General features: G+C 43.0%; 22 protein-coding genes. 7 read left to right on the top strand and 15 right to left on the bottom strand.

Translation table 11 applies throughout. From position 1 onward, the window contains the following. Positions 1 to 19: 19 nt before the first annotated feature. Both IEV39_RS00680 and IEV39_RS00675 read right to left on the bottom strand, forming a co-directional pair. A complete protein-coding gene (locus tag IEV39_RS00680; RefSeq protein ID WP_005288142.1) occupies positions 20 to 481 on the bottom strand; it encodes a GFA family protein in 462 nt (153 codons plus the stop codon). A gap of 32 nt (positions 482 to 513) precedes the next feature. After that, positions 514 to 1146 carry a TetR/AcrR family transcriptional regulator gene (locus IEV39_RS00675; protein ID WP_005288145.1) on the bottom strand — a complete coding sequence of 211 codons (633 nt, stop codon included), beginning with the start codon at positions 1144 to 1146 and terminating at the stop codon, positions 514 to 516. 111 nt (positions 1147 to 1257) lie between these two features. Here IEV39_RS00675 and IEV39_RS00670 point away from each other — a divergent pair, with 111 nt between their 5' ends. Beyond that, positions 1258 to 1725 (top strand): hotdog fold domain-containing protein, encoded by a 468-nt coding sequence (locus IEV39_RS00670; RefSeq protein WP_005231748.1) that lies wholly within the window; start codon positions 1258 to 1260, stop codon positions 1723 to 1725. Between the two features lie 54 nt (positions 1726 to 1779). On the opposite strand, the gene IEV39_RS00665 is transcribed toward IEV39_RS00670, so the two are convergent. Together IEV39_RS00665 and IEV39_RS00660 are read right to left on the bottom strand one after the other, a co-directional pair. Next, positions 1780 to 2874: a fatty acid desaturase family protein gene (locus tag IEV39_RS00665; RefSeq protein WP_005231749.1), complete on the bottom strand. Its 1095-nt coding sequence runs from the start codon at positions 2872 to 2874 to the stop codon at positions 1780 to 1782. A gap of 14 nt (positions 2875 to 2888) precedes the next feature. Beyond that, positions 2889 to 3956, bottom strand: a complete 1068-nt coding sequence (locus tag IEV39_RS00660; RefSeq protein WP_005288148.1) for a ferredoxin reductase — start codon at positions 3954 to 3956, stop codon at positions 2889 to 2891. Between the two features lie 140 nt (positions 3957 to 4096). Between IEV39_RS00660 and fabR the strand changes: the two genes are divergently transcribed. From fabR to dps, 3 genes are all read left to right on the top strand, one after another. After that, on the top strand, positions 4097 to 4792 hold the full coding sequence (gene fabR, locus IEV39_RS00655; protein ID WP_005231751.1) for an HTH-type transcriptional repressor FabR: 696 nt from the start codon (positions 4097 to 4099) through the stop codon (positions 4790 to 4792). An 85-nt stretch (positions 4793 to 4877) separates the two neighbouring features. Beyond that, positions 4878 to 5894 (top strand): AI-2E family transporter, encoded by a 1017-nt coding sequence (locus tag IEV39_RS00650; RefSeq protein WP_005231752.1) that lies wholly within the window; start codon positions 4878 to 4880, stop codon positions 5892 to 5894. 215 nt (positions 5895 to 6109) lie between these two features. After that, a complete protein-coding gene (gene dps / locus IEV39_RS00645; RefSeq protein ID WP_005231753.1) occupies positions 6110 to 6607 on the top strand; it encodes a DNA starvation/stationary phase protection protein Dps in 498 nt (165 codons plus the stop codon). Between the two features lie 56 nt (positions 6608 to 6663). On the opposite strand, the gene rapA is transcribed toward dps, so the two are convergent. From rapA to IEV39_RS00615, 6 genes are all read right to left on the bottom strand, one after another. Further along, complete coding sequence (rapA, locus tag IEV39_RS00640; protein ID WP_005288151.1) at positions 6664 to 9501, bottom strand: RNA polymerase-associated protein RapA; 2838 nt, start codon at positions 9499 to 9501, stop codon at positions 6664 to 6666. 144 nt (positions 9502 to 9645) lie between these two features. Continuing rightward, positions 9646 to 10290, bottom strand: a complete 645-nt coding sequence (locus tag IEV39_RS00635) for an RluA family pseudouridine synthase (RefSeq protein WP_171067878.1) — start codon at positions 10288 to 10290, stop codon at positions 9646 to 9648. 142 nt (positions 10291 to 10432) lie between these two features. Next, positions 10433 to 10849 (bottom strand): GlcG/HbpS family heme-binding protein, encoded by a 417-nt coding sequence (locus IEV39_RS00630; RefSeq protein WP_005231756.1) that lies wholly within the window; start codon positions 10847 to 10849, stop codon positions 10433 to 10435. 348 nt (positions 10850 to 11197) lie between these two features. Continuing rightward, the gene (gene hemL, locus IEV39_RS00625; protein ID WP_005288158.1) at positions 11198 to 12496 is read right to left on the bottom strand and encodes a glutamate-1-semialdehyde 2,1-aminomutase; all 1299 of its coding nucleotides are present in this window, start codon (positions 12494 to 12496) and stop codon (positions 11198 to 11200) included. An 82-nt stretch (positions 12497 to 12578) separates the two neighbouring features. Continuing rightward, positions 12579 to 13190: a thiamine phosphate synthase gene (gene thiE, locus IEV39_RS00620; RefSeq protein ID WP_005231758.1), complete on the bottom strand. Its 612-nt coding sequence runs from the start codon at positions 13188 to 13190 to the stop codon at positions 12579 to 12581. Between the two features lie 154 nt (positions 13191 to 13344). Beyond that, entirely contained in the window at positions 13345 to 13716 is a 372-nt protein-coding gene (locus tag IEV39_RS00615) for an Mpo1-like protein (protein WP_005288162.1), read from the bottom strand. Positions 13717 to 13893: 177 nt separating this feature from the next. Here IEV39_RS00615 and IEV39_RS00610 point away from each other — a divergent pair, with 177 nt between their 5' ends. Continuing rightward, the gene (locus tag IEV39_RS00610; RefSeq protein ID WP_005288165.1) at positions 13894 to 15342 is read left to right on the top strand and encodes a CYTH and CHAD domain-containing protein; all 1449 of its coding nucleotides are present in this window, start codon (positions 13894 to 13896) and stop codon (positions 15340 to 15342) included. A gap of 254 nt (positions 15343 to 15596) precedes the next feature. On the opposite strand, the gene IEV39_RS00605 is transcribed toward IEV39_RS00610, so the two are convergent. Next, positions 15597 to 16229, bottom strand: coding sequence for a hypothetical protein (locus IEV39_RS00605; RefSeq protein WP_005288168.1), 633 nt, complete (start codon positions 16227 to 16229; stop codon positions 15597 to 15599). 106 nt (positions 16230 to 16335) lie between these two features. Between IEV39_RS00605 and IEV39_RS00600 the strand changes: the two genes are divergently transcribed. Continuing rightward, the gene (locus IEV39_RS00600; RefSeq protein WP_005288171.1) at positions 16336 to 16719 is read left to right on the top strand and encodes a DUF3144 domain-containing protein; all 384 of its coding nucleotides are present in this window, start codon (positions 16336 to 16338) and stop codon (positions 16717 to 16719) included. Positions 16720 to 16771: 52 nt separating this feature from the next. On the opposite strand, the gene IEV39_RS00595 is transcribed toward IEV39_RS00600, so the two are convergent. Then, the gene (locus IEV39_RS00595; RefSeq protein ID WP_005288175.1) at positions 16772 to 19540 is read right to left on the bottom strand and encodes a M16 family metallopeptidase; all 2769 of its coding nucleotides are present in this window, start codon (positions 19538 to 19540) and stop codon (positions 16772 to 16774) included. Between the two features lie 144 nt (positions 19541 to 19684). Beyond that, positions 19685 to 20503: a PhzF family phenazine biosynthesis protein gene (locus IEV39_RS00590; protein WP_005231767.1), complete on the bottom strand. Its 819-nt coding sequence runs from the start codon at positions 20501 to 20503 to the stop codon at positions 19685 to 19687. Between the two features lie 273 nt (positions 20504 to 20776). Between IEV39_RS00590 and IEV39_RS00585 the strand changes: the two genes are divergently transcribed. Beyond that, positions 20777 to 21388, top strand: a complete 612-nt coding sequence (locus tag IEV39_RS00585) for a DJ-1/PfpI family protein (protein WP_005288179.1) — start codon at positions 20777 to 20779, stop codon at positions 21386 to 21388. 196 nt (positions 21389 to 21584) lie between these two features. Here IEV39_RS00585 and IEV39_RS00580 read toward each other — a convergent pair whose 3' ends face one another. Together IEV39_RS00580 and icd are read right to left on the bottom strand one after the other, a co-directional pair. Beyond that, the gene (locus tag IEV39_RS00580) at positions 21585 to 22205 is read right to left on the bottom strand and encodes a pentapeptide repeat-containing protein (RefSeq protein ID WP_005288181.1); all 621 of its coding nucleotides are present in this window, start codon (positions 22203 to 22205) and stop codon (positions 21585 to 21587) included. A gap of 138 nt (positions 22206 to 22343) precedes the next feature. Next, positions 22344 to 23600, bottom strand: a complete 1257-nt coding sequence (gene icd, locus IEV39_RS00575; protein WP_005288184.1) for an NADP-dependent isocitrate dehydrogenase — start codon at positions 23598 to 23600, stop codon at positions 22344 to 22346. Positions 23601 to 23613: the final 13 nt, after the last annotated feature.

The raw sequence follows: 23613 nt of genomic DNA, 5'->3' as shown, positions 1-23613 counted from the left end.
TTTTTAATAAAGGTAACGACTATCGATTCATATCAAAATAATTTTCCAATTCATTCAAATCGGGCAACTCATCAAATACCCGAAGCACTTCATGTGTCTCCGCCCAACTCACTTTGGAATTTACACAAAAGTTTAACTCAAGTTCAGGGGTGAACTGTTCCTGAAGCAAGCCCAAAGGAATCCACATAATCTCTGGCTTACTGCCTAAGGCATTCGGGACAGGAGAACCACACTGTTTGCAAAAGCAACTGGTAAAGCCCGTCTCCTTGACATAGGTCTGAATCAATTGCTCGCCCTGCTGCCACCGGAATGCACCAGTCGGCACAACGGTAGAGGCATTGGAGGCTGCCCCACTCTGCTTGCGACATAGACTGCAATAACAACGATAGATCATTTTAATCCGGTTGAGATGCAATTCAAATTGCACCGCGCCACATAAGCACTTGCCGCTAAAGTACTGTTTGTCATTGACTACATGCATATGTTGTTATCCTGAAAATCGTTTCGGCCTTTTTATTTATTTTGAGCCAGATTCTGTAATGAATCCCACGCAGCTTGGGCCAACGTTTCCCGATAAAGGCTCGGCGTTGTACTGACTTTTCCAGATAGCCAGGCCCGGCTATAACTTTCTGCCGCTCCAATAACCAGAGACATCATCAGTTCTGCGGGTACGGCTCTCAACAGCTTTGCCTCGGTATAACGCCCGATCTGGCTGGCTATTTGCTGATTCCGCAGTTTATTTTTCTCATCTAGCTGCGGTCGGTATTCCCCCTGCATTACATTAAAGTGAGCCAGTAACAGAAATCTGGCAAATTCAGGCTGATCAGAGACCCAGTCGGTATAACTGTAAATCAGGGCGTACAAGCATTGTTGTAAAGAATGTGCTTCCTGCAGGTAACGCTCACGCAATTGTGCCTGATCTTCCAGAGCCGCAAATACCAGAGCCGCGACAATACCCTCCTTGTTTTTAAAATGATGGTAAATCGCGCCGACACTACTCTCGGATTTTTCACGGATCATTTCAATACTGGTGGTTTCCAGACCATAGTCAAGAAAACAGCACAAGGCATCCAGCAAGATTTGCCGTTTTAATAAGGACTTCCGTTGCGGATATAAGCGTTGCAATAATTGCTGAGCGGCCTGCATAGTTCTATCAAATTTACCAATGGTCGGAACTATTGTGTATGACTTGACCACAACTTGTAAACAGAATTATATTCTGTAAAAGAATTTAATTCTGTTACAGGACATCTGATCATGGCTTCAACCTTAGAACTCTGGCATAAAGTCTCAGCCTTACCGGCCGGGAAATGGACCTTTACCCGCATGTTATGCCTCAAAGCCCCTTATTTCAGTAGTATTTCTCCGCTATTTGAAGAGCTGAAACCCAATTCTTGTAAAATCAGTATCAAGAAAAAGCGTTCCGTACTGAACCATATTGGTACGGTGCACGCGATTGCGATGTGTAATATGGCCGAACTGGCGGGGGGTACCATGACCGAGGTGACGGTTCCTGCGACACACCGCTGGATTCCCAAAGGAATGACGGTTGAATATTTAAAAAAAGCTGAAACCGATCTGGTTGCAATTGCTACCCCGGTTGATGACCACTACGATTGGGATCAAGCGGGTGAATATCTGGTGAATGTCGATGTGCTTGATCAGCACAAGGACAAGGTATTTCACGCCACCATCACCATGTGGGTTTCCAAAAAGAAGAAATAAAATAAAAAAGCCCTGAGGCACTTAGCTTCAGGGCTTTTGTTAAGGATTTATAGCTTACTTTTTAAATGGCAGTGCATATTTAAAAATACGCCCCACCACTTCACCAAACTGTTTTACAAAGCTGGCATTGTTGTAATGCAGTCCATATTTCTCACAGACTGCCTGTACTTTCGGGGCAACCTGACGGTAACGGCGTGCCGGAATATCCGGGAATAAATGATGTTCAATCTGATGGCTCAAATGCCCGGTTAAAATATGAAAAGCTTCTGAACCGGTCAGATTCGATGAACCGCGGATCTGGCGCATATACCAATGCCCGCGACTTTCATTCTGTAATACCGCTTTCGGGAATACTTCCACATCTTTGGTAAAGTGACCACAGAAAATGATACTGAAGGTCCAGACATTACGAATCCCGTTGGCCACCAGATTGCCTGTAAATACAGGAATCGCGGCTGGACCGGCAATCAGTGGAAAGAACACGTAGTCCTTAAACATCTGCTTAAGAATTTTCTTCTGTGCAGGCTGCCATTCACGCTTGAATTGCGCGATGCTTTTACGCTTATATACAACCTTGCCCAACTCCAGATTCTGGATCGCAACACCCCACTGGAATAGCAGGCTAAATGGCACGATGTAGATCGGCTGAATCAAGGTGAATTTAGACCAGCGCTGTTCCGGGAACAAACGGAAGACACCATAGCCAACATCATCATCCATCCCTTTAATGTTGGTATAGGTATGGTGCTTATAGTTATGGGTCTGGCGCCAGTTGTCAGAGGTACCGACCGTATCCCACTCATAGGTTTGACCGTTGAATTTTGGATCATTCATCCAGTCATATTGACCGTGCATCACGTTATGGCCCAATTCCATATTTTCCATGATCTTGGCGAAACCGAGTAAGCCCGTGCCCAACAACCATGCTGGCGGAAACCAACCCAGAAATAAACAGGCACGCCCAGCCAAACTGCTATAACGAATGGTGGAATAGACACGGCGAATATATTTGGCATCTTTTTCACCAATATCATCCAGTACTTCTTGTTTAATTTGATCCAGTTCACGGGCAAACGCATCTAACTCGGCAGCAGTCAGATCACGGTTTTTAGGATTTTTGAAAAATTCAATTTTAACAGGCATGTTCATAATCAATTTCTCTCTTATAGATCAATCACAAGATCAGACTGGGCTGAATTGACACAAATTTTTAGCAACTGAGCAGGTTCATTATTGGCAGCACCATTTAATAGGTTTTTGGTCGCACCTTGCGCCTTGTTGCAGGCACATTTATTACAGATTCCCATCCGGCAACCGTGATTCGGTTTAATACCTTGATGCTCTAAACTTGCAAGAATCGACTGGCCTTTCGGAATCGCAATCGTCTTATTGGATTGCGTCAAGGTCACATTAATAAAACCGGTCTCAGTTGCATCTTCAGCAAATTGACTTAAACTAAAGGCTTCTGTTTGTAGCGCTGCGGCATCTTTAAACAGGCTTTCCGCTGATGCAGCAAAACCCGAAGGTCCACATGCATAAACTGTGGTGTCGCTTAAAACCGTGCACTGATCCACATGACTTTGATTTAAACGCTGATCCTGCTGTTGGGTATAAAAAATCTGATAACTAAAATTAGGGAAGTTTTCTGATACTTCTTGAAGATATTCAACATAGGCTGCGTCAGCCTGCGTTTTGACCCAGTACATCAGTTGAACCGTATGGTGATTTAACTGTTTAGACTGGCACAAGGCTTCAATCAGACTCAGCATCGGGGTGATGCCACTGCCTGCCGCCAACAATAGCAAGTGTGGGGTTGCAATGTGCTGTTGCATGTCACCATACGGTTGTCCCAAACGTAACATATCACCGGTCTGACTGTGTTCAACCAGCCATGAACTCACTAAACCTTGTTCAACTTTTTTCACGGTTAAACACAGGTGATCGGCATCAACCTGCATCAAACTATAGGTCCGCTCGTAATGACGTCCTGCAATCTCAACGGTTACCGGATGATGCTGCCCTGCCACACCGCGTATGACATGGCGGTTGCATTGCAAAATAAGACTGACCGTATCTTTTGCCACATTTTGTTTTTTTACGATTTTGGCAAGTGGCTGATTGATTGACCACAATGGATTGATTTTCTGTAACCAAAAATTGGCATCATGGCTGTTCATTACACTTTGAGCCAACGAATTAAATAGAGAATTTCTCTTTTCAATTGCTTGCATGAGCAGTTTTACTCTGGTGGTTTGCTAATTATTATACATATGTATATATATTTGTATATACACTCGTATAAGAATTTACATTTCACAAGTACACCGACAATCGCTATAATCCCGAGTAGCTTACTTATATATTGAAAATAATGGTTCATTCTTCTTTTTTACCGCTCGGCCATGACACCGTAAATGAACAAGATGTCATTCCTATGAAATCTCCTGTACGTTCGGTGGGTAGGAAAGCAACGATTACCAAAGAAGAGTTGTTTCAGGCCACACTGAGCCTGATCGGCCCACAAAAAAGTATCGCTTCACTCAGTTTGCGTGAAATTGCACGTGAAGCTGGCATTGCACCAAACAGCTTCTATCGTCATTTCAAGGATATTGATGAACTGGCCATTGCCCTGATTGATCAATCCGGTCTGGTCCTTCGCCGTATTATCCGTGAAGCACGTTTACAGGCTTCCAAGCAGCAAAGCATTATCCGTAGTTCGGTTGAAGTGTTTATTCAGCAACTGAATACCGATGAAGGCAACCTGAGTCTGTTATTACGCGAGGGTTATACCGGTTCAACTTCGTACAAAGCTGCGGTTGACCGTCAGCTCAATTTCTTCCAGCAAGAGCTGCAAGAAGACCTGATCCGTCTGGAACGTTTGAATAATAGCAAAATCAGTCATGCGGATCTGGCTGCCAAGGCCATTACCCAGCTGGTGTTCAACATGGGGGCGAAAGTGATTGATCTGCCTGTGGAGCAACGTACCGAAGTTGCAGAACAGACCATGGTGATGATCCGTATGATTTTAGAAGGCGCGCGTCATCTAAATGAAATGGAAATTGATTAATTGTTTGTATCATCCTACGATGGACCTCGGCAAAATTAAATTTTGTCCTTTGCATCACCCCACATTCTAATCAGGCCTATAGATCATGAATCTACTGAATGACCGTCAAAGCATCATCGCCAGTTTTATCCTGATGTTTTTATTTTTAATGATGGTCATTCCCCTGCATTTACTACCGAGTTTCTTTGCCGGATTTCTGGTTTTTGAAATTATTAACAGTTTAAGTTCGATTGTTGAAAAGCATATTGATGGCCAACGTGCGCGTATCTTTATCAGTATTATTCTAGGGATATTGGCAACCGTGCTGATCGGTTTCTTTATCACCAGCCTGATCAGTTTTGTGATTTATGATCTTAAAGGCACAGGACTCAATTCTTTCAATATCAAAATCGACCAGACATTGATCAAGTTTCAGGCTGAGATGAGCCATTATTTGCCGGGCTATCTGCCCCATAGTGTGGCTGATATCAAAAATCAGATCTTGTCCTTTATCAAGAACAATATCTCGATTGTCAAAAATACAGGCACCGATATTCTACACAATCTGGCCACCATGGTGATTGGCCTGATTGTGGGTATTCTGGTATCGATCCAGAATTTTAAACAACATGCCCCACAACCTGCGTTTAAGGCGGCCATTCTGCATCGCATCCAGAAGCTTTCCGTTTCTTTTAAAAACGTTGTTTTTGCTCAGGTCAAGATTTCACTGATTAACACCGTGTTATTCATGATCTTTGTGTTTATTGTGCTGCCGATATTTAATATCCACTTACCTTTTGCCAAAACCCTGACCATTCTGACCTTTATTTTTGGTCTGCTTCCAATTATTGGCAACCTGATCTCCAACACCCTGATCATCATGGCCGGCTTGACCATTTCCCTGTCTGTGGCAGCGATTGCCCTGGCCTATCTGGTGATTATTCACAAGCTTGAATATTTTATTAATGCCAAAATTATTGGCACTAAAATCAATGCCAGTGCCTGGGAAGTGCTCTTGGCGATGCTGATTTTTGAAGCTATTTTTGGATTGAGTGGGCTGATTGTTGCGCCTATTTTCTATGCCTATATCAAACTGGAATCTAAGGATGCCGGTCTAATCTAAGCATTTTCATACATTCAAAATATTGGGCTTAACAGACTGAAGTACTCTTTAATCTGAATTAAAACGGTTGTTATAAAAAGAAAAGTACCGATAAGTAAACTTACAAAAGGCTAGAAAACGAAAACACTTAGAAGCCGGTTCAAGGCGTAAGCTAGAGATGAAGTAACGGTTTTATTCGTTCTATTTCATCACATATATAATTAAATGAGGTAACTATGAGTTCTTCAGCAACTAAAGCTTTAAAAGTATATACACGTAATAATTTAGATGATGCGATCAAAGAATCGACCGTAAAAATTTTAAACCAAATTCTTGCCAACCTGATCGATCTGTCGTTACTGACCAAACAGGCGCACTGGAACATGCGAGGCAGTAACTTTATTGCAGTGCATGAAATGTTAGATACGTTCCGTACGTCGTTAATTACCCATCTGGACAATGTGGCTGAACGTGCAGTACAGATTGGTGGCACAGCGTTGGGAACCACGCAGTCTGTGGGTGAAAGTTCACATCTGAAGCCTTATCCGGTTGCTATCCATGCGGTGCAGGATCACTTAAAAGAACTGGCAGATCGCTATGGCGTGGTCGCCAACCATTTGCGTGATACCATTGATGAAATTCAGGACCCGATTTCAGAAGATATTATCCATGCTGCCTTAGAGGATCTGGATCAATATCTATGGTTCCTGGAAGCCAATATCGAACAAAAATAATTAAAACAGCTGATAAAAAAGAGGACCCACGGTCCTCTTTTTTATTTAACGCTCGATTATGGTTTAACCACCACCAGCACCTGAATCGCCTCAGGGGTTACAGAAAGACCATCTAACAGGCCCAAGCCTTCTTTCTGAAATTTCTGTAAGCGCTCGATTTCATCTTCACGAATACTTGGATTGAATTGCTTGAGATAGCTCAAACGGTCAATTTCGTATTGCCATTTGCCACTGTAATGCTCTTTGGCTTGCTGCATCAATTCTGGCAATGATCCCTTGGCAATCTCTAAAGCTTGCGCATAACGGGTTTCAATCACTTCACGGCGCGCTTTCACCACCTGACGGCAGCTATTGCCATCCAAATGATGCAGATACGGACGTAAAATGCTTGGATCAATCTTGGCAGACAAATCCTGACCATTTTCACTGAGTAATACGCGAATCAGTTGTTTCGGTAAGCTTGATGGCAGATTCAATGCTTTTGGCGCCACCACATCGACCTTAAACCAGACTTCAAGCAATACCGAGCCTTGTTTCAATGCATTCGATTTCAACAAAGCCACATTGGTACTACCAAATGACTGGGTGCGGATCATTTCCATCACACTTTCAATAAATGGATGTTCCAGCGTCAAATATTGTGCATCTTCACGGATTTGTGCCTGATCACGATAGAAGGTTGCCGTCATCCCTTCTTCGTCTAGAGTTAGACCTTGAACCTGCATCTGATCGGTCGGCTTGATGATCACGGTACCGTTGCTTTGCTCATCAAAATCAATATTGGTTGATGACATGAAACGCTTCACAAACATGGGCAAAGTGGTGTTGTCATCATAATCTTCAAGCGCTTGCACAATGCCTTGCGCAACTACTGGACGGCATGAATTGTACTCAAGCAAACGGTCACGACCCGCCTGTAATTCAGCTTCCAAGGCTTGACGCTGTACATTGACTTCTTCAAGCAGGTCTTCAAAGGTCTGGCCTTGATCTGCGAGTAAGCAATCTTTTAGCTCAACAATAAAATTCTCTTGTAGCGTTTGCGCTGTTGGAGAAATATTGCTGAAAATATTCAGCGCTTCATTATACCAGCGGAACATACGCTCTTGCGCTGTGCCCATGAGATAAGGTACATGGATCTGGATACGGTTTTCCTGACCAATACGATCCAGACGACCAATACGCTGCTCAAGGACGTCCGGGTTTGCTGGCAAGTCAAACAAGATCAAGTCACTGGCGAACTGGAAGTTACGCCCTTCTGAACCAATCTCAGAACACAACAAGATTTGAGCGCCATAACTGTCTTCGGCAAAGTAGGCTGCCGCCTGGTCACGTTCGAGCAGGCTCATGCCTTCATGGAACATCGCGGTGCGAATACCTGCATGTAAACGCAATACATTTTCCAGTGCTTCAACCACTGGACCACTACGGGCGATCAACAACACTTTTTTGTGTTTTAATTCTTTACGTAGCACTTCCATCAACCAAGGCACACGCGGATCATTTTCCATCCATGCGCCATCCAGTTGACCTTCTTCTGGCCACATCTGCTCGCGCATTTTGCCGTCCATTGACCAGTCTTCTGGCGCTGGTAAAGGCGCTGGCTGGCAATCACGTCCCGGGAAGCCCTGAATCGCTTCACGGGTGTTACGGAACAGGATACGACCTGTACCATGGCGGTCCAACAATTCATGAATCGCACGCATACGCTGTTCAGGCTGATCATCAATTCGATGACCCAATAAGCCTTCCAGTGCAGCAAGATGATCTTCTGTTAAAGCCTCATCTGACATCAATACTTCTGCAATTTTCGCAGTTTGCTGGTATTGCTCTTCTTCATCCAGGAAACGGTCAAGGCTGCTAAAACGTTGCGGATCAAGCAAACGTAAACGCGCAAAATGACTTTCTACACCCAGTTGCTCGGGAGTTGCAGTGAGCAACAACACACCTGCGGTCTGTTCCGCCAGTTCTTCAACCAGATCATAGCGATCATTGCCGCCTTCTTCCTCACTCCACATCAAGTGGTGTGCTTCATCGACCACCAATAGATCAAAACCAGCTTCCATCGCTTGCTCACGCAAGTCATCGTGGTCAACCATCAGGTCAACGCTGGCAATAATGCATTGTTCAGTCAGGAACGGATTTAGGTCAGGATCATGTTCTTTGATCGATGCGGTACGGGTCAAATCAAATAAAGAGAATTGCAAATTGAAACGGCGACGCATTTCAATCATCCACTGATATTGCAGTGAATCAGGCACCAAGATCAGGATACGTTCTGAACGGCCAGTTTTCAGTTGCTGGTGAATGATTAAACCTGCTTCAATGGTTTTACCTAAACCGACTTCATCCGCCAGTAAAACACGTGGCGCAAAACGTTTGCCGACTTCATGGGCAATATAAAGCTGGTGCGGAATCAAGCCTACACGCGCACCCAGAAAACCACGTAACGGGCTAGTATGCATTTGCGCCTGCAATAACATGGCTTCAATACGCAGGTCATACCATTCCTTATAATCAACCTGACTCGCCAGCAGACGCTCTAATGGTTTTGACAGCTGGATTTGTGCACCGATACGGGTTTCGTTCAGTGACTTGCGCTCTTGTTCGCCATTTTCCAGGCTACGAACCACATCATAACGCAGTACACCATGACGGTCTTCAATCGACTCAACCGTCCACTTGATACCTTCCTGATCTTGGACTTCATCATTCACGTTAAAGATGATGCGAGATAAAGGCGCATTGTTACGTGCATAGACACGTGTTTCATCACTTTTAGGGAATAAAATGCTGATAGAACGTTCATCTACATCAATAAGAACCCCTAAACCGAGTTCAGTTTCAGTATCTGATAACCAACGTTGACCAATAGCAAACTGCTGCAATTTTTCCACCTTTATCTCAAGTTAGCCCACATATTTTATGCCCTGACCCCAATAAAAGTTAAGGCATTTTATGTAGTTTTCAACGATGTATTTTGACACAAAGCATCATTAAATAGCGTGCATCACATCGTGTTTCATAAAAAAGTTTTTAGACTAAAACGGTACCGCACAATCAAAGGTCAGTTGCGCGCCTGTTTTAGGATGAGCGAAGCTTAATTGCGTGGCATGTAAACACAAACGCGCATAAAGCTGCTGCTGTTCTAGTGTGGCATATAAGGTATCGCCTAGAATCGGATGACCTAAATATTGCATATGCACACGAAGCTGATGTGAACGCCCTGTAATCGGAATCAGTTTCACCCGGGTTACAGCTTGTCCTTGAATTTCTAAATGTTCAATCGCTTGCCATTCCGTTAATGCCGGTTTGTGATGCGTGGCATCAACAATATGTAATGGCGGGCGGCTTGGGTCATAAATCACAGGTATATCGACGGTGCCCTGACCTTCTAAATGGCCAGCAACCAAAGCTTGATAAATTTTTGAAGTTTGACGATCCTGAAACTGACGTGAAATCGTGCTCTGTCCAAATTTGGATAAACCAAACACCAGAATACCTGAAGTGTCACGATCGAGACGATGAATCAGTAAGGTTTTGGGTTCTAGTTCTAGTAGACGATTGATTAAACAATCTTGTAAATCTGGCGTTTTCCCAGGGACGGTGAGTAAGCCTGCTGGTTTATGGATGACCATAAAATCTTCATCACGATGAATCAAATGTTCACTTAGAAAATCACTCAAGGTAGCCTTCCAACGACTGGATGAAAACAAGCGGGCAATCATAAAAAGCTTGGCGCTGAATTACAATGCATGACACGTATTTTTACTGATTTTTTTCGTGTTTCTCTCGATTTTTCATCCAGATTCGAATTTAAATGCTGATTTAGGTGTGTTGCTCTAGAAATTGTTGAATCGCATGCTGGGCAATTTCTGCATCCTGAAAAGATTGTACCCCCGAAACCCCCACAGCTCCGACAACCTGTCCTTGATAGACAATTGGCTCACCGCCTTCCAGCATGCCTTTCGCAGCATTGATGGTTAAAAAGCCGATTTTGCCATCACGGATCATATCTTCGGATGCCTTGGTTGCTCTGCGGCTGACCGCGGCAGAATGTGCTTTTTCCTGGCAAATCTGTGTCGATAATACCGATGCGCCATCCATGCGCTTCATCATTAACAAGGTGCCACCGTCATCGACAACAGCAATGCTGACATTAAAATTATGTGCTGTCGCATATTGTGCTGCTGCATCAACCAGAATTTCCACATCCGCCGCAGTTAAATAATGTTTAGTTTTCATTGTTACTCCATTCCCATGAGTTTGTTATCAAAAGCTTATTCAAAATAAAATATATAGAAGCGCTCTCTATCACCTGCACCAACCAGAACGTAAATGCTTTGCAGCAGGCGCAGACCAACGCAAATATAGTTTATTATTCAAGCATTATTTTGACTGGCGGTACAATAAAGATTATTTATCTTTTTGTTGATCGCAAAGGTTTATCCTATAAACAGCTAGCAAATCAGTACGGTTGCGTTAAGGTCCACTCTTATTTTTTTAATACATTAAGTTTTTTATTCATTTCAGATTAAAGATATATCCATTAAAAAAGCCCGAAAAAATCGGGCTTTTTTAAACATCACAGCATTACTTCATTTCAGCAAAAGTTTCTTTTGCGGCCTGAATGGTATCGGCAATATCCTGATCTGAATGCATCGACGAAATAAAGCCTGCTTCAAATGCGGATGGTGCAAGATAGACGCCACGCTTTAACATGCCATGGAAGAATTTCTTGAATGCTTCCACATCACAGGCCAACATTGAATCAAAGCTGGTAATGTCATCCTTATCGGTAAAATACAAACCAAACATGCCACCCACTTGCTGGGTCTTAAATGGAATGCCTGCTTCATCTGCAGCGGCCTGTAAACCAGCTAGTAATTTGGCGAGCTGCGCAGCAAGCTTGTCATAGAAACCAGGTTCACGTAAATGCTTGAACATCGCGATACCGGCACGCATGGCCAATGGATTGCCTGACAATGTACCGGCCTGATAAACACCACCTAAAGGTGCGATGCATTCCATGATTTCACGTTTACCGCCAAAAGCACCAACCGGTAAACCAGCACCAATGATTTTACCCAACGTGGTCAAGTCAGGCTTAACCTTATACACCGATTGTGCGCCACCTAAAGCGACCCGGAAACCGGTCATCACTTCATCAATAATAAACACTGATTTGTATTCATCACAAACATCACGAATTGCTTGCAAGAAACCATCAATTGGCGTTACCAGATTCATATTACCTGCAACTGGCTCAATGATTACACCTGCAATCTCATGACCAAATTTGCTAAAGCATTCTTTTAAGGCTTCGATATTGTTATACGGTAAGGTTAAGGTATGTTTGGCAAAATCAGCAGGTACACCCTTTGAAGTTGGCTCACCTTCACCAAGTGTCAATAAGCCTGAACCTGCTTTCACCAATAATGAGTCTGAATGCCCGTGGTAGCAGCCTTCAAATTTTACAATCTTGTCACGCCCCGTATAACCACGTGCCAGACGAATCGCGGTCATGGTCGCTTCTGTACCTGAACTGGTCATACGCACCAACTCGATTGAAGGCATAATGTCACAGATCGTGTCTGCCAGCGTCGTTTCGTGCACAGTTGGCGCACCAAAACTTAAACCATCTTCTGCCGCAGTTTGTACCGCCTGAATAATATCCGGATGTGCATGGCCTAGGATCATTGGGCCCCATGAACCGACATAGTCTACGTAGCGTTTGCCATCAACATCCCACAAATACGCCCCTTTTGCCTTTTCGATAAAGACTGGGGTACCGCCCACACCGTTAAATGCACGTACAGGTGAGTTAACCCCACCTGGAATATGTTTATTTGCTTGTTTAAATAGCTGTTCTTGCTTTGGAGATAAACTCATAAAAGGCTCAACCTGGAATCAAGGACGAGGAACGCTGTCGTTCCGAGAAACAATGAAAGCTCCGCACAGCGGATGCCTATAATTAGTCAAATAACGTTGCCCATGCAGTGACACGAGCAGGAATTTCGGCTGTTGATCGTCCTAATATATCACTAATTACCGCACAAAGGCTCGCCCCAGCCTCAATCACCACTTGAGAATTTTCCACAGTCAGGCCACCAATTGCACAAATCGGTACAGCAAACTTTTGTTTCGCCTGTTTGATCACTTCGATACCGACATTACCTGCTTCCGGTTTGGTTGAGGTTGCATAGACTGCACCAAACGCCACATAAGTCGCTCCATCGACAATCGCTTTTTCAGCCAATTCCAGTGAGTTTAGGCAGGTACGACCAATAATCACACCTTTTGGCAAACGTGCAGCAGCATCGCTTATTTCCCCATCGGACTGTCCAAGATGGACACCTAAACCAAATTGTTCAGCCAGAGCCAGATCATCATTAATGACGAATGGCACCTGATGTTGTTCACAGAGTGCTTTGATCTGCTCGACTTCGCTTGACTGCTCTGCCTTTGCTACCTTCTTACGGCGATATTGCAGAATCGCAACCTTCCCGGTGGCTAATGCGACATCTAGTTTTTCAAGTAAGAGCTGGATTGGATCATCGTTGGTAATGAGGTAAAGACCGCGCATGAACGTTTCACTATTCACTATAATTACATTAGCTTCAGGGTATATTTTCTTATCTAAAATTTAAAGAGAGGGAGTGTATTTACATCATTAATCGTTATAAAACAGAATAAATAAAAAAAGCCGCCAAAGCAGCTTTTCAAATACCCAACCAATTTCAAGACTCAATTTTATCAAACTGACGATCAATCAGACTCAAACGGCCACGTGCAATATCCGACAGCATCCGCCAATCCGAAATAAAGCTATACAGTGGCTGCTTAAAGCTGGCAGGCTTATTATGTTCAAAAAAGAAATGCCCGACCCAGGCACAGGCATAACCCGAAACCAAACCATATAAGGCATATTTGGCCTGACGCTTACGAATGGCTTTGCTAAAGAAATACAAACCAATCGAGCTACCTGCCGCATGCAAACGGCGGCTAGCAATATTGCGATGTTCAGTTAAATAAAAACGATAAAATTCATCATAGTTTTTAATCGGTAATGAAAATTCCACTGGCTGGGCGATATTGGCTGGTGCATTCATTTCTAGATCATCCTAATCCTGCAAGACTTTACACACGTTAAAGCATTTTTTGTACAAAATAAAGTCATTGTGTGCCCTGCTTTCAATCCTTAAAACAACTTTACAATAATTTTTCAGATCAACAGTTTATACTCATTTATATATTTATCATTCTCGCTGGTCAGGAGTCATAACATCATGGAAATAGAGCTAAAATTTCAACTTCCTGAATCTAAGAAAAAAAGTGTTTTACAAGCCTTAAGCAAACAAAAAGCACAAAAAATTCAGTTACAGGCAAAATACTATGATACCGCTGAGCGTTTGCTTGCTAAAAATTATGTGGCAATCCGTCTACGTCAAGAAGGCGAACATTGGGTACAAACCTTTAAAGCTGCCAGTAAAAACCATTTACAACGTATCGAAGAAGATATTTATTTAGGTAAATGCGCTGAAGAACCTGAACTGGATTTATCTTTATATAAACATAATCAAACAGTCCAAACTGTACTTCGTGAGGTTTTAGGCGAAGCGCCAGCCGAGCTACAGTTACAGTTCCAGACCAATGTACAACGTACTTTTCATGTATTCGAGTTTGAAGGTTCACACATTGAAGTCTGTCTGGATGATGGGGAAATCCGTACCCCAACTGACCGCGCCAGAATCTGCGAAGTGGAGTTTGAGCTAAAACAAGGTTCAGCAGCAGACCTGATTCAATTTGCCAAAACCTGGGTCGATCAATACCAGCTCTGGCTGGATGTGCGTAGTAAAGCGGAACGTGGAAATTTACTGGCCCAAGGCAAAGTCGTCTCTGCTGCCACCAAAGCGAAATCACTGAACCTAGATAAAGATGTTAGCGCTGAACAGGCTATTAAACAGATTATTGAAAATACCCTTAATCATATCCTGCCCAATGCAGCAGCGATTGCGGATGGCGTCGCGGAAGCGGATCATATTCACCAAGCTCGTGTCGGCTTACGTCGCCTGCGCTCGGCTTTAAAACATTTTTCCAACTGGTCGGCACAGATTGACCCGAAGTGGGAAAGCCAATTGGCAGATATTTTTAGAGCCTTGGGACAATCACGTGATAACGATGCCATTCAGGACTCCGTCATTCCCTTAGTCAAACAAGTCTGTGATTTTGAATTTCCTTTCCCAGAAAATGTCGACACCAATATTGCTGAATTATTAAGTGACAGCAAAACAACCCAACTATTTTTATCTTTATTCAGCTTTAGCTATAGCGATCAACAATCAAAATCTAAACTCTCTAAACAAGCTGCCAAAAGCTTAACCAAGCTGTATCAAAAGATACTGAAAGATGCAACTCAGTTTTCAACTTTAGACATTGAGCAACAACATCGTACCCGTAAGCGCGTTAAACAATTGCGTTATTGCATCGACTTTATTGCAGGGATTTACCCGGAAAAACAGGTTCAGCAATTTTTGAGTAAGTTACAGCCGATTCAGGAATATTTAGGCTTCTATAATGACCTGTTTGTTGCGGAGCAAATCTTTGAACAACAGGCTGCGAAGCATTCACAATTTTTATTTGCTTTAGGCTGGGTTAAGGCTCAACAACCGCATGTTGCAAAGAAAGCGGCAAAGAAACTACAGGCTTTATCGACTAAAGATATTTTTTGGAAATAAAGTTTTATTTCCCAAGTTAACTTCATAGCGGAGTCATGCCGAGTTCTCATTCAATTTCAGGATATACCTTCGGTGACCTACTTTTCTTTCGGGAAAAGTAGGCAAAACCATATGTCATCTACAAAACCTGTTCTCTGCTTTCACACATCTCATTTTATCAACTCACCAAAATCATTCACTTTTTTAATACCACGCAGGTTGTAGATGACGCTCCCGACGCTCATATTCCTGAGTAAGATACTCACTTAAATCATTTACCGATATTTTCCAAAAATCTTCCACGTGCCATTATCCGCAATCGGGTCACTATAGCTATCATTACGCTGCTTACGTGGTTTATCCCGCGCATCGACCAATTTAAAATGCGGCTCAACACTCAAAATCACGCCATTCATATAAAAACGGGTACGGGTATAGTCGCTCAGCCCATGCTGAAACACATAAGTACGTAAATCAATAAACTCACGATGCGCCACCAAAGCAGCGGTATCGTCACTCCCTAACCATTCTTGCATGGCAAAAATCTGATCGGTCTCAAACTGTCCACATTTTTCCAATAAGGCCGCAACACCGCGAAAAGTTTTCGACTCTTTGGCACGGGTTTTATTAATCCTGATCCGATCAACATGAAAGAAAAACAACGGCAGGTTTAAGTGGCTGGGTAAATGAATGGCATCCAGCACCTCATCTTCCATAAAAGGCTGGCATAACTGCTGCGCCCTCTCAATCAAAGGCTGCCATTGTCGGTAATATTCATTGACTTCATCCTTTAAACCATAATAAATCGGCAGGCCTTCAACATGTTCTAAAAATTGAGGCGGATAGATATGCTGGCGCAGTAAGGCAATATCCGTTTTTAAACTTTGAATCGCGATTGCATCTTGCATAGTCATTCTTCGAATTGCTTAGGCTATTTTTAGGTTAAGGCAAAGGTTTAGTTTCGACAAGGCTTTGTCTATAATAATGAGTCTTAACTTGTCGCTGGAAAATCTCATGTCTCAAAAAATTAACGCTACCGATGTGACGGAAGAAGAAGCTTTAAATGCCGTATTTTTTGAGCGTGCCGATGAATTTATCAAACTCGCCAATGATTTTTGCCGTCCGCCAAAGGGCCAGCAAGCCAAACCCGAAGAACTACGTAGTCAGGTCAGCGCAGCCATGTTATTCGCTACTGCCCGTTTCAACACCTGGGTGGCAGCCAATAACTTTAAAGATGGCGAAGAAATGCGTGAAGCGAAAGAACAAGTGATGTCTTATCTGCTGCAACAGTTCCAGATGATGCTGGAAGATAATTTTGACGAATATTGTGAACAGTTCGAAAACTACTTACGTTTCCGCAAAAATGAAGATTTTCATGCCCACAAACATGATCATTAAGCTTTGATGCAAAAAAGAAAGCCACCTGACCGGTGGCTTTCTTTTTGATTGCTTATTTCAAGTTTTGAGGCTGACCATACTGATCCGCCATTACTTCGACGAACTGATCCAGCTTGATATATTTTTTGATGGCCGCATTCACATCATCTTTGCTTAATTTAGCAAGTTCCTGATCACGTTCAGCACGATCCAGCAAAGTTTTGTTGCGCTCTAACTGACCTGTCAACATGCCATGAATGTTACGCTCATCTTCCAAAGCCGTGACACGTTTTTTCATGATGTCTGCTTTGGCTGCTTCAACTTCCTGCTCGGTCACGCCTTTGCTTAACAGCTCATTCAAAACTTTATGCACCGATTGTGATACTTGCGCAGAGCGTCCAGAGGTATAGTTCGCAGTAATACTTAAAGTACCATCATTGATATCTGGGTCCAGGTCCAAACCACTGCCAAAACCATAGACCAAGGCATTTTTTTCACGTAACTCTTGCGCCAGACGCGATGAAAGCTGCGAGTTACCCAAAATATGGCTCAGGATAATTAATGCGGGTGCATCTGGATGATATGAGCCAACAGGCAATGCCAGCACGCTCTGGTAGCTACCGAATTCACGCTGTTCCGATAAAGCATGCACTTTCTGCGCTTTATACACCGTATATTGCCCTGTTACTTTGGTATATGGCTGTTTTGCTTTCCAAGAACCAAATGCCTTTTGTAAGGTCTTTTGCATTTTCTTGGCATCAAAATCTCCCGTCACCGCAATCTGTGCATGATCGGTCACAAAGAATTGATCATAGAATTGTTTCACTTGCGGTTGAGTCACCTCACTGATCTGTTTTTTCGCAAAATCAGGCTCAAAATGATAACGCAAATCGCCAGGTTGATAGATTTCCAGAATTTTAGACAAGGTCATCGAAGCCACAACCGCAGGCTCGGTATAAGGACGATCCAGTACCGATAAACTTTGATTTTTGGCAAGATCAAATTCTGTTTGTGAGAATTTTGGCTGCTTCAGCACATCAACAATAAAGTTGAAGAAGTCTTCAAATTTGTCTTTTTTCGCCTGCACCACAATGGTAAAACCATTGCCATTCGAGCTTACAGATGCACCACCACTGGCAGCAATCGCTTTATCGGTAATTTCTTGCAGGCTATGCTTATCAGAACCACGCAACATCAGATAACTGGTTAGATCCAGTGTGACACCTTTACCAAATAATGCTTTTTCATCACCAAAATCCAGGCTAATGGTGGCATAGGTTTTATCATCGCGGGTTGCGGTCGGGAACAAGGCATAACGAATACCATTCTTCAACTCACCACGCTGGATTTTCTGTTCGTTTTTCTGTAATTGCTGGGCAGACTGTGACATAAACTGGGTCACTTCCTGCTTGTAAACATTCGGATCTTTTAATGGCTCAGGCTGCTCATCACTTTGATCCAAGGTTTTTGGTTTCTCTTCCGCCTTCAACGTCATCGCTTTCTTCTGGTCCTCAGGGGTTGGCAAAATATCCCCAGAGATACGATGTGAAGCGGTTAAAAACGCTTTCAGCGTTGCATTGGTATCTTTTAACTTTAAGGCCTGAACGGTCTTTAAGTCTTTGAAGTACTGGTCCCATTGTCCCTGAGAAGACACTGCATAATCACTGAGGCGTGAACCTAAAGCTACTGCATCATTGGCAATAGTATCCGCGGTATTCTGGGTAATATTCTTGATGCGCTGTAACTCGGCTTCGGTGAATGGCTGACTGTTTTCCACGCCAGTTTTCAAGGCATCATCGACTTTTTTCGCATCATGGCTTGGTGCATAAACTGCGCCCATAAACACCACGTTAAAGTCCTGATCTAACCAGGTTGCAGATTGCACTGCAGTACTGATCCCGGTCTCAACCATATTTTTATATAAAGGCCCGCTCGGCTGCATAGTATAGAGAGAAGGTGCCAGTGCCAGAATCGGTTGTAATTCGGTATTTTTTCCATTCATATAAATATGGAATTTGGCCAGATCACTGCCCTTTTTCACGGTGAATTGACGTTGTTCAATCTTGCTGGCGTCAAGCACAGGCACTTTCACCTGAGCAGGTACCGCGCGTGCAGGGATTGGACTGAAATACTGATCAATCTTATTCAGTACTTCGGTTTTATCAAACTTACCCGAAATGACCATGACCGCATTATTCGGTGCATACCATGTCTTATAGAACTGATTCAATTCATTGAGCTGAATCGACTTGAGCTCAGGTAAGTCACCAATCGGCAAACGACCTAAATATTGATTGCCATAGGCAGCTTTCCAGACCTGATCCATTAAAACTGCAAAGGGCTGATCCATACGGATTTCGCGTTCACGTTTTACGATTTCAATTTCAGAGGGTACAAATTTTTCCTGCAACACCAATTTATCCATACGCTCGGATTCGAGATACAGGATTTCATTCAATGCATTTTTTTCAGGGCGAACAATATTTAAGTATTTGGTCGCGTAATAATCGGTACTGGCATTGGTCATCAAGGTATATTGATCAAGACGGCGCTGGAACTCTTCACCTTTCACATTTTGGGTGCCTTTAAAAGCCAGATGTTCTAATAGATGTGCCAGGCCACCCTTACCTTTTGGATCATTCAGTGAACCCGTCAGGTAAACCGTATTGACATAGACTTTATTTTCTTTATCGTTTGGCGCCAGAATAACCCTGAAACCATTATCTAATTTATATTCTTCGATATTTTTTTCACTTTTTACGAGCACTGTCTGAGACCAAGACGTCGCACTCAACCCGATCAAACATAGAGAGAGAGTAAGCTGCTTAAAGCGCATTAACATAATTTATCCAATTATTTATGGTGATTTAAATCATACAGACAAGCTATGGTAGAGAATGATTCGCATTTTTAATAGTTATGTTTTGAAAAAAGCTGTTTATTTAAACAGCTTTTATCTTTGTTTTTGCACAATTTAAGCTAAAAATCAGATTGCCAGTTCAGCTTGCATATACAGTTTGGCATAACCTGAAATTTCGATACGCTCATCAGATTCAATCACGCAGTCTAAAACGCCACCGCGTGCTGACGCCTGAAACGCCACCAGTTGTGTCTGGTTGAGCTTCTCGGCCCACAGCGGCACAATCGCGGTATGGATCGAACCTGTGACAGGATCTTCATCAATACCGATCGCAGGGGCAAAGTAACGAGAGACACAATCAAACTTGCCTTCGCCTCGAGCGGTAATCGCCACGTCAGGCTGAGAAGCAGTAATCGCAGTCCGGATTTTACCCAAGCGTTTTAATACTTCCAGATCAGGTTGCTCATCCAATACATCCTGTACCGTTTCATATTCAATAATATAAGCTTGAGGATTGCGATACACCGCTTTAAATGGTTTGGTTAGCCCTTCACGCAGTTCTGACGGATAGTCAGATACAAGCGCCGCCCGACGAATCGGGAAGTTCATCTTGATTTTACCATCCGCATCCTGACTAACGATAAAAATCCCCAAATCACGGACATGAAACTGAATTGTTGTGGCTTGCGTAAAATCCTTAAATAGTACAAAAGCACTGGCCAACGTGGCATGACCACAAAATGCCACCTCTTCCAATGGAGAAAACCAGCGAATCTCATAATTGCTGTCATCAAGCGTTCGAACAAAAGCAGTTTCTGACAGGTTATTTTCCATTGCAATATTCTGCATCATCTGCTGATCTAACCACTCATCAAGCACGATGACAGCTGCTGGATTTCCTTTGAATAATTCCTGGGTAAAAGCATCCACTTGATACATTTTCATGGCATAGCACTCGCTCTATTTTTCCACTATTTTGACCATCTACAGACGAATTGATAGATACAGATTTTCCTAAATTTACGATACACCACAGCTTTTCTTGTTTTAGCTGCTTAAATGATTAAAAATCAAGCCAAAAGTATATGCCGCTTGCTAACAAATCAGATCAAAAGTCCAATGATTTAGCATAATTCAAAATAAGCCATACACAATATTCACAATCAAAAATTTGAAGCTCTCTAAGGTATGAGATAGATAAAACTTGTGAGAAAAGTCATGCGTATTCCTGTTCATGCCATTGTATTTGAAGACTTTGAAACCCTCGATATTATGGGACCGGTCGAATTATTTGGTTTACTGCAACAACATTATCAAGTGCAGTTTTATAGCCTGAATGGCGGACTGGTTTCCAACAAACATGGGGTCTATATTCAAACCCAACCATTTACTGAAATACAGACACATGCACAAAGCATTTTGCTGATACCAGGCGGAATCATCACTTTTGAACTCATGAAAAATCAGGAGTTTCTCGATCAGCTCAAAGCATTGGCAGATCAAAGCAGATATGTTCTTACGGTTTGTACAGGGAGTTCACTACTGGCAGCAACCGGTATTTTGAATGGTGTTAAAGCGACATCAAATAAAATGGCCTTAGAAATTGTACAAAGCCTCAATAATCAGGTGTTATGGCAAACTCAGGCACGCTGGGTGACTGATAGAAAGTTTTATACCTCTTCTGGCGTCAGTGCGGGTATGGATATGACCCTTGCTTTTATTCAGGACACGCAAGGTGAAAATATGGCCCAACTTTGTGCCGAAGAAGCCGAATACCTCTGGAACAGCAATCCAGACCTTGATCCCTTCTGTAAAGTGAAAGCTGAATAATCGCGCTAGCTGATGAGACCGAATCATTGATCCGTGATACTAGCGTCTTTCCAGCTCTGCTTTATGGCGAATCACGATTGACCCAGTGTGGATGGCATTTATGTGCACTGATCTTTTTAAGGATTCATGTTGTATTCATTCTTTTAAAATGAGTGGCGCCATCCCGCTCATGTTGAGTAAAGCGTATTGCCCCTGCTCAGTCGATGCGAACATCAAAACCCAAGTTCTCTGCAATCATTAAAGTTTGATCAAGGTTAATAATGGCTGCTTTTATTTGAGTTTCTTTCGGGTCTAATGCACTTAAATCACTGCCTCTTAAATCACATTCAGTCAAATCTGCACTATGCAGCCATGCACCCGATAAGTCACTCTCCCGAAGTGAACTCCCACGACAACGCGCCCCAGTCAAATCGGCTTCTCTTAACCGCGTTCGAAGAAAAGAGGCTTTCTCTAAATCAGCACCCGGCAACCCAACAAAGGCCCAGTCACTGTCTTCCACCCGCATATGATGAAACTGGCAATCACTGAACATGCTGCCCACAAACTTACACTCAGTAAATTGACTATCAAAAAAATTACTGGAAACAAAGGTACAGTTGATAAAAGCGCTGTTTTGATGGACTGAACCATTAAATCGGGCCCGGCGAAAAGTACATTCATTAAATACTGCACCTGTACTGTGCGCCTCAGACATATCTAAATCGACAAATAAAGTACGCTCATATTTCTGATTCCTGAGCACTTGCTCGTACCAATCTAAACTGGCAATGCTGTCTGTTGTTTTGGGTGCAGCTTCACCATATTTTCTTTCAGCCATGATGTTCAAGTTTTTATTCTAGAATTGTCCAAAATATGCCATGTCTTTAGTTTTGTACATGCTTTTTTCATGACAACCTTATCTATTCCCTAAATAAAAAAGAGCAGAAAAATCCGCCCTTTTAGTGAAAATAAATCATCAATCTTGCATATGTTCGATAATCGCTTGCGCAAATTCCGAACAACGCAGCAAGGTTGCATTTGACATCAAACGTTCAAAATCATACGTCACGGTTTTAGCTGAAATCGCGCCTGAAATACCAGTAATAATTAAATCCGCAGCTTCTGTCCAGCCTATATCCCGCAGCATCATTTCCGCAGACAGAATAATCGAACCCGGATTGACTTTATCCTGTCCTGCATATTTAGGTGCTGTACCATGCGTCGCCTCATACATGGCAATCGCACCGCCAATATTGGCACCCGGGGCAATGCCAATACCACCGACTTCAGCAGCAAGTGCATCAGAAATATAGTCACCATTCAAGTTTAGGGTCGCGATCACCGAGTAATCTGCCGGACGCATTAAAATTTGCTGTAAGAAAGCATCGGCAATCACATCTTTAATAATTATGTCTTTACCATTTTTGGGATTCTTGATTTTTACCCAAGGCCCCCCATCCAGTAGCTTTCCACCAAAACGCTCCATCGCCAGTTCATAGCCCCACTCTTTAAACGCACCTTCGGTGTATTTCATGATATTGCCTTTGTGGACCAAGGTCACAGACGGTTTATCATTATCAATCGCGAATTGTATCGCTTTACGCACCAGACGCTGTGAACCTTCTTTCGATACAGGTTTGATCCCGATACCACATTCCTTAGGAAAACGGATTTTAGTGACGCCCATTTCTTCTTGCAGGAATTTAATTACTTTTTTCGCTTCTGGAGAATCTGCTGGCCATTCAATCCCAGCATAGATATCTTCCGAGTTTTCACGGAAGATCACCATATCGGTCAGTTCGGGATGCTTGACTGGCGAAGGCACGCCTTCAAACCAGCGAACGGGCCGTACACAGACATATAAATCCAGTTCCTGACGTAATGCGACATTTAAAGAACGAATTCCACCGCCTACAGGTGTGGTTAACGGGCCTTTTATTGATATAATAAACTCGCGTAAAGCATCAAAAGTTTCTTCTGGCATATAGCTGCCGTAAATTTTGTCTGCTTTCTCACCGCAGTAGACTTCCATCCATTCGATCGAACGTTTGCCACCATAAGCTTTTAGCACGGCGGCATCTACTACTGCTTTCATTGCTGGTGTAATATCCACACCAATACCATCACCTTCAATAAAAGGAATGATCGGACGATTTGGAACATTCAGTGACAGGTCTGCATTTACTGTGATTTTGTCTCCATCTGCAGGAACCACGATCTTCTGATAACCCATTTTGCAGGTTCTC

This window comes from Acinetobacter courvalinii (genome assembly GCF_014635545.1).
GTDB lineage: Bacteria > Pseudomonadota > Gammaproteobacteria > Pseudomonadales > Moraxellaceae > Acinetobacter > Acinetobacter courvalinii.
The sequence above is the reverse complement of the archived record's forward strand: the minus strand, read 5'-3'. Positions and strand labels throughout refer to the sequence as shown.

What these genes read in the sequence shown, in the direction of transcription:
- IEV39_RS00680 (WP_005288142.1), bottom strand. Translation starts at nt 481, where the DNA reads ATGCATGTAGTCAATGACAAACAGTACTTTAGCGGCAAGTGCTTATGT.
- IEV39_RS00675 (WP_005288145.1), bottom strand. Translation starts at nt 1,146, where the DNA reads ATGCAGGCCGCTCAGCAATTATTGCAACGCTTATATCCGCAACGGAAG.
- IEV39_RS00670 (WP_005231748.1), top strand. Translation starts at nt 1,258, where the DNA reads ATGGCTTCAACCTTAGAACTCTGGCATAAAGTCTCAGCCTTACCGGCC.
- IEV39_RS00665 (WP_005231749.1), bottom strand. Translation starts at nt 2,874, where the DNA reads ATGAACATGCCTGTTAAAATTGAATTTTTCAAAAATCCTAAAAACCGT.
- IEV39_RS00660 (WP_005288148.1), bottom strand. Translation starts at nt 3,956, where the DNA reads ATGCAAGCAATTGAAAAGAGAAATTCTCTATTTAATTCGTTGGCTCAA.
- fabR (WP_005231751.1), top strand. Translation starts at nt 4,097, where the DNA reads ATGGTTCATTCTTCTTTTTTACCGCTCGGCCATGACACCGTAAATGAA.
- IEV39_RS00650 (WP_005231752.1), top strand. Translation starts at nt 4,878, where the DNA reads ATGAATCTACTGAATGACCGTCAAAGCATCATCGCCAGTTTTATCCTG.
- dps (WP_005231753.1), top strand. Translation starts at nt 6,110, where the DNA reads ATGAGTTCTTCAGCAACTAAAGCTTTAAAAGTATATACACGTAATAAT.
- IEV39_RS00630 (WP_005231756.1), bottom strand. Translation starts at nt 10,849, where the DNA reads ATGAAAACTAAACATTATTTAACTGCGGCGGATGTGGAAATTCTGGTT.
- hemL (WP_005288158.1), bottom strand. Translation starts at nt 12,496, where the DNA reads ATGAGTTTATCTCCAAAGCAAGAACAGCTATTTAAACAAGCAAATAAA.
- thiE (WP_005231758.1), bottom strand. Translation starts at nt 13,190, where the DNA reads ATGCGCGGTCTTTACCTCATTACCAACGATGATCCAATCCAGCTCTTA.
- IEV39_RS00615 (WP_005288162.1), bottom strand. Translation starts at nt 13,716, where the DNA reads ATGAATGCACCAGCCAATATCGCCCAGCCAGTGGAATTTTCATTACCG.
- IEV39_RS00610 (WP_005288165.1), top strand. Translation starts at nt 13,894, where the DNA reads ATGGAAATAGAGCTAAAATTTCAACTTCCTGAATCTAAGAAAAAAAGT.
- IEV39_RS00605 (WP_005288168.1), bottom strand. Translation starts at nt 16,229, where the DNA reads ATGCAAGATGCAATCGCGATTCAAAGTTTAAAAACGGATATTGCCTTA.
- IEV39_RS00600 (WP_005288171.1), top strand. Translation starts at nt 16,336, where the DNA reads ATGTCTCAAAAAATTAACGCTACCGATGTGACGGAAGAAGAAGCTTTA.
- IEV39_RS00595 (WP_005288175.1), bottom strand. Translation starts at nt 19,540, where the DNA reads ATGTTAATGCGCTTTAAGCAGCTTACTCTCTCTCTATGTTTGATCGGG.
- IEV39_RS00590 (WP_005231767.1), bottom strand. Translation starts at nt 20,503, where the DNA reads ATGAAAATGTATCAAGTGGATGCTTTTACCCAGGAATTATTCAAAGGA.
- IEV39_RS00585 (WP_005288179.1), top strand. Translation starts at nt 20,777, where the DNA reads ATGCGTATTCCTGTTCATGCCATTGTATTTGAAGACTTTGAAACCCTC.
- IEV39_RS00580 (WP_005288181.1), bottom strand. Translation starts at nt 22,205, where the DNA reads ATGGCTGAAAGAAAATATGGTGAAGCTGCACCCAAAACAACAGACAGC.
- icd (WP_005288184.1), bottom strand. Translation starts at nt 23,600, where the DNA reads ATGGGTTATCAGAAGATCGTGGTTCCTGCAGATGGAGACAAAATCACA.